Below are 13,873 nucleotides of genomic sequence, written 5' to 3'. Positions count from 1 at the left end.
GGAAAACACTATAAAATTATTTTTTACTCTTTTTAAGGACTAGTTTCTGTATGTTTTTGTAATCATCCAGATTTCGCAACTCGGCCTTGTACTCTATTGTTCCCGGTTGCAACTCCGCTAGATCCCACTCAACAAGCTTGATAGTTTCTTCTATTTTTTGCGGATTTAAAGCACTATTAGGACAACCAGGACAATCATTGAAGTTACCATGTGCACGCTTATCACAAGGCTTATTAGAGACACAGCCACCGATCGGCGTCTCCTCATACGCCAACAGCCCAAGTTTCATTTGTTTAGCAGTCGCTTCAAGTGAATCATGCAACCACGGTGAGTTAGCTCGTTCCTGCATCACCCGGCTACCATGAAAACCATATAACTCTTGCTCAGAACGTATTACGTTCCGAATATACAGAGCAGTATCAGCATCCGCCTTTGCCCGCCTCATCTCCAACGTCAACTCTGGATTAAGAAGACCAAATATGTAGTTATTTGCTGAGCAACCTTTCATATAGTACGTGGACATCACTTTCGTAATATGATTGAGAAGGCGTTTCAGCGACGGAAGAGTTACAAGCTCGCTCTGACCCGCAAAAACAGCAATCGATCGGCGAAATTGGTGGGAAGTAATTACCCAGGGCTTTCCGATTTGGAATTTCTTATCGGCTCTCCAGTTCCGAAATGGGTCTATGGCTTCCAACTCAAGTATATCATCCTCTGTAATAATAACTGGTGAAAGCTTAAACTCATAATTTAACTTACTCACTGGCTTCATTTGCTGAGGGTCACTACCACGGCTAAATGGTAAAATTCCGGTAGATAAAAATAGCTTATCACGAACATTTCCATCAATAACAAGCGGAGAGATTATTGAATTAATTGCAGTTAATGTTTCGATTGGCTCCATTATAGCATCAATGGTAATCCACTTATTAGGAGCAGCTGTCCCCGTAAGCTTCGTCGAAATGCTCGCAACATATAGGGCGTCATTATTCCACCCTCTGACCGACTCTAAGCAACTTGTACACAACTCCAACACTTCATGCTGCCGCATCAACGTCATTATATGAATGAGCGACTTGCAACAGTATTGAACCAACGCGATAAAACCTGAAACACTGGATACATTTTTCCACATGTATTTTTCTTTTAAAAAACTAAGCCCATTGTCAATAATTGCATTTTCAAAATCAGGCGCCGAACCATTTAACCCATACTCTAGATTTCTGGTAATTTTATCGGTCACCTTAGCTTTCCTATTAGTTTTTTTAGTTCGTGCATAATATGGATTTACGACCCCCTTATTGACAAACCCTAAAAGCTCGACAGAGTATCGATTAAAATCAGCGATGCATGTTTTGTATTGAATATACTTAATCCCGAGGATGCGGCTAGGAATGACTGGGTGTTGTTCGGTTTCTTTACGCACTTCTTTAGAAAGTTTATTGATGGCTAAAACAACAGACCCAACTACTGAGAAGCCTAAATCCGCGATGCTGAGCCTATTCATTGTGCGCACTAAACTCTTCACTTCTTTCAACAACGTTCCTGGTAACTCACCAATAAAAGTCTCAAACATCAATGAATCCAAAAAGACAGTCTTCACACTGACTTTTCGCTTTTCAGAAAAGTGAAAAATTTTCTTCAACATCAAATTAGTTACATGCATGCTAGGAAGTCGAATAGGTTGACCAGATTTTGAGTAGGGAAAAAACATCCGCATCAAAAAAATCTTTTTACAAAAAAAGGAGCTTGCAAATTCTACGCTGGTGTCAAGCTTCAGATACTCGAAAGAAAAGTTACAATTATCAACCACCTGTAGTTTATGAGCAGGAAACGACCATTCATAGTCCTCAAAATAACAAATTGGTAAACCGGACGAGTCTCTCGAAATGACCAACCCTGGGCCAATTCTGTTAAAATCCATCCCATAAAATGCATCCGAATTAAGGAATTTTGTATCGATTGGAAATGAACTTGGTTTCTGATTAACACCTCTCATTTCATCACCTTCAATTTAAGTAGCCTCTCGTACTGGCGCTCCCAATATGGATCCAACTCAAAACTATTAGTGACATCGTCTGACACTTTTTTTACTAGAGCGGCGAGATCAGGCCGGACACTCAACAGTTCTTGAATGATACGGTCTATTTGAGCAATCGCCGGGCCGTGTACTTTTAGGAAATGATCATGATCAGAACAAGAGGCCATATATTCATTAATCACAAAGCGCATGCTAAGCAACTTCCTTATATCTTCAGCCCTAGCATGTGTCTTAAAATTCCAACAGAAAATGCATCCTTCAAAAGACTTACAGTCAGGCTCGTAACCCTGTGGTGGACTGATCTCCGCTCTTGCGTTGTCACTGCCCGTACAATCACCCGCAGGCGTTTTTGCACCAGCGTAATCATCAAGAACTGATATCAACCGATGCATCATTGAAGAGATTTCGTCAATTGCCGTATTTTCTTCTGCATCTGCATAGCTGCTCAGCACGGTTGAAGGACTGGTTTGCATCACCGCGGATACTGTTGCAAGGGAATGATCCTTCGACAGCAGATAGTTGCTCTTATATTTCCTAAGTTGGCGGTAACTCAAACCCTTAAAATCAGGATTAACATAGTTTACAATACGATCATTGAATCTTTTGATTGCATCCACATGCAGCTTGCCCGTCACTCCATATCCGTGACATGTCATGCCTAAAAACAGATATGGCCAATCAGTACCTGCACAGAGATACTCTCTCAGCAAAAGAAACCTTTCAAAATCTTTTATAAATGTTTTTTTGACATTTATTTTTATTACCCTACCACCGGCCCTCATCTTTATTTCGCTGAATCCATGCGTAGTCGAGTTTTCAATAGAATAGCTCTCACAAAAAGGAAGGTTTCGCGCTTGCGTCTCATTGAAACCACTATTTGCAATAAAGAGAGAAATGAAGGCGTCATGAGCGAGCTTACCTAGCCTGAATCTTTTCTCATGGTAGTAATCAGAATTTGCCTCGTTCAATAACTGGTCTGCTTCTTTATGCTGCCGAACGATCTGGTATTTCATTTGTGAGGTCAGAGCAAAACAATCATCAATGGGACGCAAACAACCTTTTTCATAATCCCAAAAGATGTTATTAGCTATTTTATTTTTGTTTTTCTCAATGAACCTTTTAGTAACAAAGAAATACTCTCCAGGTAACAACCATACGTACTCACTCATAAATGGCATACGATATGGAAAATCACAAAAATCCAATAGAAATGTAGTTAACTCACGAAAAATGAAATCACACAGTGTCAGATGATCCGCCATGCTCGACGCAGTGGGTACAGGTGTGCTTTTCTTTCTAGCTCCTGCGATAGAAATTAAAGGTATGTCATTATAAAAATTCTCATGGCAGTCCGGAAAAAAGTCATACCCGATTTTTATTGCCGTGCTTTGGAGTAGGCCGCCAGTAAGTTTTTCGAGATCGCCTTTATTAATCCTTATCTGAAGGTTATGGCTATAACTCTTAAGTGCATTTTTATAAGCTTCAGGGGAAACCAAAAAGTCTTCATGGCCATTCTTATCGCACCAAGTAAAAACTGCATTGGTCTTGAGTATATCCGCGTAAAAAGTAAGATTACTGCTTTCTGTGTAAAAATCTGTGATATGGGCGGATATAAAATTATTTAGCGCTACGCAACGGTCAGTCCTTAGGCTTTCAGACTCTACAAATTTCACAGCCGCTCGTAAAAATTTGAATCTTTCGGTGTAACACAAAGCGCCGATATCAAAACGCCGAGCTTGGGTGATTCTCAGAACTAAATTCTGAATCGGTACACTTTTTAGCACAGGCTGAATACTGTCTAAATCATATTCCCTGATATCAACCTCAGTAAACTCACGATCGTTCTCTCTCATGACAATCCCTCAGGTTATCAATCATACTTCTCAGATGCTCTTCAAATTCCGACTGCGCCAAGGCGACCAGTTCATGATCCTGCCTAAACTTCAAGTAACGCATTGACACCTCGATACTACTATGACCCATCCGCGTTTTTACGAGATCTAATAACTGGAGCTGATTCATTTTACCTTCCGCAAGATACTTCATATTATCCTCCACAAGATTCATACCAAAGGTTGCTCGTAGATCGTGAAACCTGAAAGAAAATTTATGACCTAACTCTCTAAGCTTCTTATGTACGTTTCTTTGGAATGCCCTGATTGCAGAACCGTCTTCATCACTGAACCCATAAAGCTCAGAATCACATTTGGCTATGTAATAAGGTCTTCCTGATCGCGTAAAGAAAACATACTGATTTTCTTCAGATGTGATTAACGATTTTTCGGCCCTACCCTTGTATCTCTCGGAATTTATATACTGCGTTAGTGCATGATGAATCCATCCGGGCACCAGAACAGTTTGAGATTTACCCATCTTTGTATCGGTCAGAGTCCCGGGCCCAATAGTCACAGGCAGCAGCCTCTGGCTTTTTTCATCTTGTTCCTGATCAACCATGCAAAAACGCAAAGTTAAAACTGATTGAATCCTCATGCCAGTCGTCAGCGCCACGATATAAATAAGCAACATTTCCGTATTTTGAAGCAGTACGAGTACCTTAATAAGTGCGCGCTGATCATCACGCTCAATTGGATATAACTTTCCTCCATCTTCGATATAATCGCCACTACCAATAGCAGCGCTATTTTTGAATGTAAGATCGGTTTTTACTATTTGTTTTGAATGACTATTTCCGTGACGATCAAGATATACAATGCTTCTGATTGATGCTTTCCACATGGGTTGCTGAGGAATAAAATGTCTCACTTCTGTCATGAATCTATACAGTCCAATAACGCTTGAGATTTTTCTATTCGCCGTTGGCCTTTTAATTCCTCCATCGATTATTAGTTTTTTTAGTTCAGACTTGTAAAAGTATGTTGGTCGCTGTGATTGCGGCCCTTCAAAATCAAGAAAGTGACGACCACCACCATCCAATATGTTCATGTAGTTAGATAAATCACCGGCTATGTTAGAGCACGTCTTATCGTTGGCACCCTCAATGCACCGATTGTATAAATAGAAACTCCCCTCTCTCCAAATAGAGCCATCTGGTTTGATAATTACATACAGCTTCTCTATGAATTCTGGAACCAATGGAATAGATTCAATTGGATACGGTTCTACAAGTACACCGTCCACTGAGAACCTTCCCAGCCAGTCCATGGCTTTTTGCTCATTACTGCGAGTCCAGGTGCGAACATTCGTTAGCTTGACTTTCCTATAGCCTTGTTGGTTTGTATTCATGGCCTATATCATGAAACTCTTTAAGACAGCAGGAAATCCAAGTTTCGTTTACCGCAGATCTATATGTAAACGAGTCAAGGCCTAATCCGCAACAGTAAACAACTGTGCTAACAAACCTCTGATGCTCTTCATCGTGCACAGTGTAATCATGCGAAAACCTACGGAGTTTCGATATCGTCACGTTCCATTGCTCACCGTCATCGCAATATGCGACATTGCTCCACGCTATATTAAAGTCAACATCGTGTACGAGCAGACTCTCAGATCCAAGAAACAGCTCTAAAGAGTTAGTGCGTACGCTTACACAAAGTACAGGTGAAACAATACCTCTAATAAGCGCTTTTTCAATTATTTGGATTACACGTAGGTCCTTATATGCTCGCCAAACAATTGCAAATCGCTGTAGCTTCGCCTCGGCGCTAAAATTCAAATTCTGATCTAGCCACTGAACATGAGAAATCACTGCTAGATGAGAATGCAGCACAAACTTATCATTGAATAAATCCTTATCGTATTCGGTTGTTAAAATTTCGGAATAGTTGTGGACGCTTCGCATATCCTACCACCTTGAAAACCGAAGCAACGTAAAAAACTGTCTCCCTCAAACCAACTTAATAATTCAAGTCAGGTAATATCAACCTAGCCCTCAAATGCGCACATGTCCAGCCATGCAAAAACACACACCTTGCCCCGCGACACTTTCATTAGTTACTATCGACCGAAAAAAATAATTTAAGATTAATTCAATATTATATACACCATGCTTCAGGAAACTTAAGCGGGCTTCTTTTAATATTTTTTCATGCTGATCATGATTTTAACTCCTAGGTAATGTTTTAACCTCACAGAAAAGCAATGAAAGTGTAAAACACATAAACAACTTCCAGCGGTATCGAGCATCAACCGACTTGGAGGCGGCTGGAAAATACTGTCATTTTTAGTATTCACTACTGAAATATGGGAGATGTTGTCATCGAAAAATGTTGTACCGTTTGTCCGGTTTCTATCTGATATACCCAGACAAGGATGTGCTTAATGGTGGCCTCGCAAGCGCGCTTGGTTACTGATGCTGACCTTTTATGAAACCGGCTTCGCCAAAATTTCCCAGAGTGGGTCGATAGAGGGGAGATAGCGGTAGGGCTTCCCCCAGCCCTGAGGGGTATGAGCGCGACCCTGAAGCTGCCAAGCATCGAAATTAGGTGGAAGACCTACCCGAAATTTTCATCAAGTATGACGTAGTGGAACCGATGGACCAGTGACCTACAGAGCAAGGTGGTCGATTCAACCACCTTGCCGTAAACCTTGATTAATCGATCTGTAGCGCCGGTTGGCCATCCAATCAACCATCACAAGTTAAAGCTGAAGCCCATAACGCCCCAGTCGCAATCTGCCCCGTTAACTGCTCACAGGTTTAAGGAGCAAGATAGGAATTATCTCGTAGCTGCATGAGCCTGCTTCGACTAATACCTTGCCGCCCCCTTTCCATTGCTTCAAACCTGCCAGATATGCGCAGTGGGCGCAGACGACCATGTGCTCATCAGGATCATGTTCATGACTTCGGGATAGCTCGATACAAGTCGCGTTATGGTCCCAACAATGGGCACAGCGGATAGCTCCGGCTGAATTGAGACGAGCCAAAAGTTATATTGCTAGGGTGTAGACCTAAGCTCACACCCTTAACACCCGCACAACCATCTGTTTCTGAAAGATTTTGCAAAAAGCGGATCTGGCGTCTAGATCAACATTCGGCGCTGGCTACCTTGATAAGTGTTGTCGTAGCTATTTTTTTCGCCATGTCTCTACCTCATCAGCGCCATGCTTGAGCTTCCACTGTTTCAGCAGGCGATGATTTCCCCCCTTGGTTTCAACTGTCTCGCCAGTTTCTGGATGTTTGTAAATATTGAGTTCGCGCGGTCGGCGAGTACTGCGGCTTACGGGGGCGGCTTTGCTCTTACGCTGACTTCCCTGAGGGTCAAGCAGGCTGATGACATCTGGCAAACTGCGGCCGTACTCGCTCAACAGCTTACGAAGCTTGGTCTCGAACTCCATCTCCTTCTGAAGACCGGAGTCTTTTTTCATATTTTCCAGTTCCGCCAACTGCGATGCTAGTTGCTGTTCAAGCTTTCGGTATTCGGCAAGACGAGACATGAGTAAGGCCTTCTTTGACTAGTGATGGTTACTGCCGGCTCTGTTGAAATATGCTGCGGCGCAGGACAGGTGACGCAATTCGAGTTGGTGCCAATGCTTACGCATTGGATGTACCAGTGGCGGCGAGGAAACGCTCACAACCTCTCATACCTCACCTACCCGCTGATACTAGAACAAGTAATAGTGTCCCGTAAGATTTTTATTCATATGGGTTCGGCCAGTTAGAAAATTACTCTGTGCAGATGTGAATAATTGATTATGCAGAGCGTTGGCCCTCGCAAGCGTGGACAAATTCGGCGGAGCCGGCATCGCGACTCATCGCTATGAAATTTTTGGAGTGATCTGCTCGCCAACTCGGGATTGGCGGTACGACACATCAGATTCATCTCAGGCTCGCTTATCCCAATGGACTCACTCTGACAGCCAGCTTAAGGTTTACCGAAAATAAGTCGTGCCTTGAAGTGATTGCGAAGGATGAGATATGCCGAGCTGATGCCAATCAGTCCAAAGATAATCATTGAGAAACCAATGGAGTGAGTTGCTTTCAATACGCCAATAAAAAATGGGCTCAGAAGCACCATAATCCCAACACCGAGAGCGATGACCATCGAAACGGGCTTCACTGACGAAAGTATGACCACCTCGCCATCTTCGAGCTTCGCAGCGTAAAGGGTATGCGTCCCTAGCATCCCTGGAACCAACGACAATTTTACAGTCCGCCCTACTTTTAAAAACGATCTCATGAAATCATCGCAAACAACGTTTTTGATTCGTTTGCCATTAACCTTGATGAAAGAAAGCGCTCTCTCTCCTTCGGAATATGAACCAAAGCCAATTTCCTCTACGACGCCATCAAGTATTATTATGCCCACGAGTTAACCCTCCCTTCCAATCAATTAGAAAAGTTCAATGGATCTTATTTACGGTATTGGTGAAGCTTTACGCCCCGCCAGTCATGGAAGCGGCTGTCGGTAAATCTACGTCGAAATATCTTGGAATCTCTGCGCACTCACCGAATATCAGTACCGCTCAGGATCAACCCAGAACCCCAGCTCATTGAGAACATCGTTGAGCGAACCCACAATTCTCGGTTCTGCGTATAACTCCGCAGCTGTATACGATAAAGCCACTGCCAATCGCATTTCTGCTTCGCCGAGACTCGCGGGATCAAATGGCCAGACCTGAACCTTCGCGATGCTGAGGTCATTCACGTGAGAGACGTCAACCAACTCAAACCGCTCGTGGATGCTCATCCAGCCGTGCAATGGGATCCCGTAAGTAGGCTGAGGCCCATCGGCAAGCATTGTCCTCTTATCTAGAAATGAATCTCCTACATGCACCAGCCCCTCTGCCGGCAGCGCTCGAATCATGAGATCGAACAGCCTGGGCGAGGACACGTACTTTTTTACGTCGTCTAGCTCGATGAGATGGCCTTCCCTATAGAAGTAGCTCCTCAAATCATCGATGAGCCCATTCCGGTTTACCATCCCAAACCTCATCGGCTCATTCGCCATAATGGATCTCGCATCGAGGGTGGTGATAATGCATCCGTCTATTAGGTGCGCGATTGCCACATATCACGCATATGTTCACTGACGCTGCCTCCGCTAGATTCAGTACGCCCTCTACAAAGCTATCTCCACCACGATAGTAAATCCTCAATCCACTAAATTTCTCTTTCACCTCTTCGATGACCACTTCACCGCATTCAGGATTAATGTCTGTCCGCGCTGAAACGAGAGCGAACGCGTGATTCAGGATGTCGAACCATCCATCACCGCATTCGAAGCCCCAGAAAAAATGGTCGTTGACGATCTGGGCGTTAGGGAAAAGCGAAAGATTTGGTTTGCAGAGCAAATGCTCAAGATGTGGACTCACCTGTGTCGCCTCCTATCGAACCGGCCATATTTTCTGACCCATGGATTGCGCTGCACTCGCATGTTGGGTGGGGTAAATTCCGCCACCGGCAACCTCGTATGCATACCTATTACTGCTCTCTTCTCCTGGCAAGGCAATCAACCCTAGAAGGGGCTCCATACACCACTCTTCGCTGCCATTCATCCAACCTGGTGTTACGAGTTGAACCGAGCGGACGAAAGCGTCAGGCGTGTCGGATCGCACCAAGCTCATCAAACCGATTACGTCGGGAATCAGGAACTGCTGGGAGCACACGCTATTGGCATCCCCGGCTTGAAAATACTGATGCGTCACGTAGAACCACTCCCGATTTGAGGCCTGAGCAATGAACGCCCAACGGGTGGTGTTTTGCTCGAACGACGGCAGTCCCGGCAGCCTCGCTGCCTCGTAGGTTTCGAACATATAATTTCCCAAAAAAGCGCAAATGAACACTATAGTGCGTGGCATTATAGTGTTCATTTCGTGCTTCATCATCTCTTTTATGAGATGAGAAAATGGAACTGAATATCGCTCTTGGCCGCGCCCTCAGGAATTTACGGTCGCGGCGAGGGCTCAGTCAGGACGCGTTTGCGTTGGTATCAAGCCGGACCTACATCAGCCAGTTGGAACGGGGGCTGAAGTCTCCGACGATTGAGAAGATTGAGCAGTTCGCAGCCTTCATGAATATTCACCCCGCAAGCCTCATCATTGGGTGCTACCTGGAAAGATCGCCGGACGAGGACCTGCAATCGCTTTTTGAGAAAGTCAGGACCGATTTGGCCTTTGATCTCTCGACGAGCCAGGATGCGCCTTCGGATGAATAGCTAGTATCTAGCGCCATGCACATCGACCTGTGTTGGTGTCCCGAGAGGCTGATATGGCTAAACACACTCAAGCAACATCACGAAGCACCACTGACTTTCTGAGCATGCTCGATGAACGAGTGGATTGGGTCACGACCTCAAAGCTCATTCGCGCCGGGCTGCCTGCGTCATTTTTCGATGAGCTGAGTGCTTTGGTTGGACTGTCCCCATCAGCGCTGGCGTCGCTACTGGAGGTGAAGAAGTCCGCGCGCCGGCGATGGTTGAAGACAGGCAAGCTGACTTCAACTGAAAGCGACTACCTTTACAGCATCGCCCTCGTCCTTCGATCCGCGCTCGGGCTATTCGAGGGAGATCAATTAGCTATGCGTGAATGGATAACTCGACCAGCCCTGGCCTTGGGCCAGAAGACGCCAGTTGAGCTGCTCTCTACCTTCGTGGGTATAAATACCGTTGAAACCTTCATCTGGAAGCTTGAGCATGGGGTCACCGTATGACCCGGTTCGTTGCGATTTCTACGAGCAAACTCAGCAGTCTGCTCTCCTCAATTACTTAAACTCGCAGCGGCTGAAGCATTGGCCGGGTAAGGATGTTGGGCTAGGCGCCCATTGGAGGACGCCCTAAATGCAAAAATACTGTTACCTCATGCCTGACAAGCGCTTCCGAAACAGCTTATGGAGCAGTGAAAATCTTTAGATCCACATCTAACTCATCCGCTGTGCTTAGCCAATCCTCAATAAGCTGATATGCCTGAATACTTGCAGGCTGACAAACGAGCGGATTCTCCATACTTTTAATGAAGTGCTTGGCGGAAAACGAGTTACCAGTCACGATCCAAATCTCTTTTTTACATCGCATTGATGTTCTGCGCGTGCATATAAGATCCCATACACGTTTGGAGAGAGAGTCGTCAGCTGGAGCAGGATAGTTCACTCTTCCGTCGACCAATCTGTAGCGAGTATCCAATGGAAAGTCCGCAGTATTCGCGGGCCAAGCCTGGTGCCACGTTGAAAAATTTCCGGGTTTAAATTTTTTATCGCTTGATACAAGCATATGGATGTTTTTTATAGCTTGGCTGCCAACCTCTGCGATGGCACCTGCTGAGGATTTTGGCCGCCGAGCTTCACCGCATTTAACATGAACAAAGCAAAGTTTCTCTGGTGAAGACAAAATAAAATCACCTGGTTCAACCCCCATGTCGCTGCAAAAAACGAGGTCGCAACCTGGAATGAACTTGGCAAAAGGCCCTAGATTGCCGAGGGGAGTAGCTGGGTCTCCGTACCCCTTCAACTTGTCTATAAGATGGAAGATCGAATCAGGATCGAAGCTATCTCTAGTGGTACGGTGATACTTATGATCGTCAACATGGCCTTTTTCTTTGAGATTTACACCCAGCATTTCAACAAGGGGGAAGAGCGAATTACCTGAAAAACTGTCCTGAGCGGTAATCCCACGCTCATAAGGTAATGCCAGTTTATAGAACGTACCACCTAGATACGTAACGCCATCCTCATACAATATCTTCAATCGATGGCCGTGATTTAAATACTCAACCACCCATTCGTGATCATCCCTTTCATTAGATTCGCCGCAAAGTTGAACCTCAAAGCAAGAAGCATCATCCAAATATATAAGGGATAACTCTATTTTTTCGCCTTGAGCGTTAAAACTAATCCCGTTTTTGTAATCTACATAAAGAAACTCAGCATGGATTTCGCCATGCCCAATCGGTGTAGGGCCAGCCAGCTCAGTAAAATCCAGTAGCACAGAAAGAATTTCTGTATCTGGTTTGTCGGATATAGGTTGAGCATAAGATTTTATAAGTCGTCCAGCGTTGCCGCCTGCCTGGATACACTGACTGATAGCGTCGATCCACTGTGAAATATCATACAATGTGAAATTTGACTCCTTCTGGTCTACTACCCGCCCAGATCTAGCGCCAATATAGAAGCTACTGTCTCTCTTACCATCCAGTCCAATATTATCGACTTTTACCATCGTTAAAGCGTATCGAGAGTTGCTCTGGTTACTGCGGCTACCGTCAAGATTTTCCCCTTTTAACGCCACAGACTCTGGGCGACGGACAGCTTGCCCAATAGCTCGGGCATGAGTCTCTTTAATCTTATTAAATTTAGTCTTGGCTGCTAATGCCGTAAGCTTATCAATATGGATAGCATTACGCAGACGGTACTTCTCTTGATTGTAGTAACGTCCACCTCCACTATCAAACACCGCTACACCAGACTCAATTTCTTTCACGATTATCACGTGAAGCTTCGGCTCAAAAAAAAGTTTGCTTGAGAAGAACTTTGAACTATTGAACTCCACATAGACCATTACTTTTAAGTCAAGGAAATCCTCATACACCTTGACTAGAGCCCCAGCCCCATGGACTTCCCAGTACAACCTGTCCATTAATAGAGGCAGAGAAAAGTCCTCTTCCTTCTGTATAAAGCATACTGAGGCATTAGGAATTTTAAGATCATCTTCCGGATTTAGTTGATTTAAGTCGACACGTTCCTTAAATCGCCCATCGAAATAGCTATATTTAGGAAAACTTTCGAGAAAGGACTCAATCAAGTAACTTGTACTGAGAGAGCTTACAAATTCTGAAGCCCCTCCGCTGGCAAGATAATCGTCGAATTTCAGATAACCTTCCCACATTCCCTCATTTGCACCGCGGCTGAGGTCCAGCACCAAAGGTTGCGCTTCTCCATAATGCCGAACGATTCGGCCAACAGCCTGTACTAGCTCACGGCCACTCCCCAACTCGTAAGTTAAAACTAATAGTTTAGCTTCGGGAATATCAACTCCTTCATCTAACTTGTGTTGATGGATGATTACTCTAAGCCTTTCGACCTTAAGCGCTGGGCCGACTCGCTTGAATTTATTTTGTCCATCGTCGATTTCTAATCGCTCATGTACGCTTGCTGTTACAAACAATGGAGACAAAAGATCGTGGTATTTCTGTATTTCCTCAAGACTCTTACACTTAACAATACACTTCAAACTGTCATCAGAACCAAGATACTCTTTGATTTTTTCGAGCAACCTAAGGTCATTGGAAACTTGTTCGTAGAGAGGTTCCGTAATGACCCCATCAACGACAGCCTCTTTGAAAGTAAAAACGAAAAAATGTTCCGTACTGACATTCAATTCGAATAAGTCATTTCGATATGGTGTCGCCGTAACGACTACTTTCATGGCAGAGGACTGGCGTATTATTTCCCGCCAAACAGGGGACGGCTCAGAGTGCCCCTCATCAACTATGATCAAATCGAAATCTTTTTGAACGTCTTCAAGCTCTTGATCCCCAAGCACCGTCAGCTTTTGAAAGCTAGTAATGTAGATGCCTTCACCTTGGTCAAAATTATAATCTCGGTACGTTTTTTTCAGATCGAAGTTTTCATCTTGAATTGTGACCCGGAAGAATTTTTTCGATATCTCCCGGAATAGCTGGTCCTTAACAGCTTTCCGGTGACATATGACAAGTATCTTTGAAGCCTTGGACAGATGCGATATAAGCGAAATCACCCCAGTCTTTCCTGCACCTGTTGGTAGATTTATCAGAAAACCTCTATCTGACTCATTCTCTTCAGCATACGCAACGAAGCTGCGCACTGCCTCCAGTTGGCAGCTCCTCAATTTTTCTTTTGCAGAGTCCAAATATTCTAAAATATCCACAACAGACTTCCATGCGATTAAGGAGTGCTAATGTAAACTT

General features: G+C 44.4%; 11 protein-coding genes. 2 read left to right on the top strand and 9 right to left on the bottom strand.

The window, feature by feature from the left end; genetic code table 11:
* Positions 1-16 precede the first annotated feature (16 nt).
* From AC1D19_RS12650 to AC1D19_RS12615, 8 genes are all read right to left on the bottom strand, one after another.
* The gene (locus tag AC1D19_RS12650; protein WP_477763409.1) at positions 17-1,999 is read right to left on the bottom strand and encodes an integrase; all 1,983 of its coding nucleotides are present in this window, start codon (positions 1,997-1,999) and stop codon (positions 17-19) included.
* Positions 1,996-3,894 (bottom strand): hypothetical protein, encoded by a 1,899-nt coding sequence (locus tag AC1D19_RS12645; protein WP_477763408.1) that lies wholly within the window; start codon positions 3,892-3,894, stop codon positions 1,996-1,998. Before AC1D19_RS12645 ends, AC1D19_RS12650 begins: the two co-directional genes overlap by 4 nt.
* Positions 3,875-5,284, bottom strand: coding sequence for a tyrosine-type recombinase/integrase (locus AC1D19_RS12640; protein WP_477763407.1), 1,410 nt, complete (start codon positions 5,282-5,284; stop codon positions 3,875-3,877). Before AC1D19_RS12640 ends, AC1D19_RS12645 begins: the two co-directional genes overlap by 20 nt.
* 1,779 nt (positions 5,285-7,063) lie before the next feature.
* Entirely contained in the window at positions 7,064-7,432 is a 369-nt protein-coding gene (locus AC1D19_RS12635) for a histone-like nucleoid-structuring protein, MvaT/MvaU family (RefSeq protein ID WP_477763406.1), read from the bottom strand.
* Positions 7,433-7,860: 428 nt separating this feature from the next.
* Positions 7,861-8,304, bottom strand: coding sequence for a hypothetical protein (locus tag AC1D19_RS12630; RefSeq protein WP_477763405.1), 444 nt, complete (start codon positions 8,302-8,304; stop codon positions 7,861-7,863).
* A 147-nt stretch (positions 8,305-8,451) separates the two neighbouring features.
* Positions 8,452-8,946, bottom strand: coding sequence for a hypothetical protein (locus AC1D19_RS12625; RefSeq protein WP_477763404.1), 495 nt, complete (start codon positions 8,944-8,946; stop codon positions 8,452-8,454).
* Complete coding sequence (locus AC1D19_RS12620; protein ID WP_477763403.1) at positions 8,936-9,310, bottom strand: hypothetical protein; 375 nt, start codon at positions 9,308-9,310, stop codon at positions 8,936-8,938. The genes AC1D19_RS12625 and AC1D19_RS12620 overlap by 11 nt, the downstream gene beginning before the upstream one ends.
* A gap of 12 nt (positions 9,311-9,322) precedes the next feature.
* Entirely contained in the window at positions 9,323-9,751 is a 429-nt protein-coding gene (locus AC1D19_RS12615; protein WP_477763402.1) for a hypothetical protein, read from the bottom strand.
* Positions 9,752-9,843: 92 nt separating this feature from the next.
* Between AC1D19_RS12615 and AC1D19_RS12610 the strand changes: the two genes are divergently transcribed.
* Positions 9,844-10,152, top strand: coding sequence for a helix-turn-helix domain-containing protein (locus AC1D19_RS12610; protein ID WP_477763401.1), 309 nt, complete (start codon positions 9,844-9,846; stop codon positions 10,150-10,152).
* A gap of 53 nt (positions 10,153-10,205) precedes the next feature.
* Entirely contained in the window at positions 10,206-10,646 is a 441-nt protein-coding gene (locus AC1D19_RS12605; protein ID WP_477763400.1) for an antitoxin Xre/MbcA/ParS toxin-binding domain-containing protein, read from the top strand.
* A gap of 175 nt (positions 10,647-10,821) precedes the next feature.
* Here AC1D19_RS12605 and AC1D19_RS12600 read toward each other — a convergent pair whose 3' ends face one another.
* The gene (locus AC1D19_RS12600; RefSeq protein ID WP_477763399.1) at positions 10,822-13,833 is read right to left on the bottom strand and encodes a DEAD/DEAH box helicase; all 3,012 of its coding nucleotides are present in this window, start codon (positions 13,831-13,833) and stop codon (positions 10,822-10,824) included.
* Positions 13,834-13,873: the final 40 nt, after the last annotated feature.

The sequence above is a fragment of the Pseudomonas sp. P1_C12 genome (assembly GCF_056406435.1).
This window is presented reverse-complemented; position numbering and strand designations above follow the sequence as displayed.

What these genes read in the sequence shown, in the direction of transcription:
- AC1D19_RS12650 (WP_477763409.1), bottom strand. Translation starts at nt 1,999, where the DNA reads ATGAGAGGTGTTAATCAGAAACCAAGTTCATTTCCAATCGATACAAAA.
- AC1D19_RS12645 (WP_477763408.1), bottom strand. Translation starts at nt 3,894, where the DNA reads ATGAGAGAGAACGATCGTGAGTTTACTGAGGTTGATATCAGGGAATAT.
- AC1D19_RS12640 (WP_477763407.1), bottom strand. Translation starts at nt 5,284, where the DNA reads ATGAATACAAACCAACAAGGCTATAGGAAAGTCAAGCTAACGAATGTT.
- AC1D19_RS12635 (WP_477763406.1), bottom strand. Translation starts at nt 7,432, where the DNA reads ATGTCTCGTCTTGCCGAATACCGAAAGCTTGAACAGCAACTAGCATCG.
- AC1D19_RS12625 (WP_477763404.1), bottom strand. Translation starts at nt 8,946, where the DNA reads ATGGCGAATGAGCCGATGAGGTTTGGGATGGTAAACCGGAATGGGCTC.
- AC1D19_RS12615 (WP_477763402.1), bottom strand. Translation starts at nt 9,751, where the DNA reads ATGTTCGAAACCTACGAGGCAGCGAGGCTGCCGGGACTGCCGTCGTTC.
- AC1D19_RS12610 (WP_477763401.1), top strand. Translation starts at nt 9,844, where the DNA reads ATGGAACTGAATATCGCTCTTGGCCGCGCCCTCAGGAATTTACGGTCG.
- AC1D19_RS12605 (WP_477763400.1), top strand. Translation starts at nt 10,206, where the DNA reads ATGGCTAAACACACTCAAGCAACATCACGAAGCACCACTGACTTTCTG.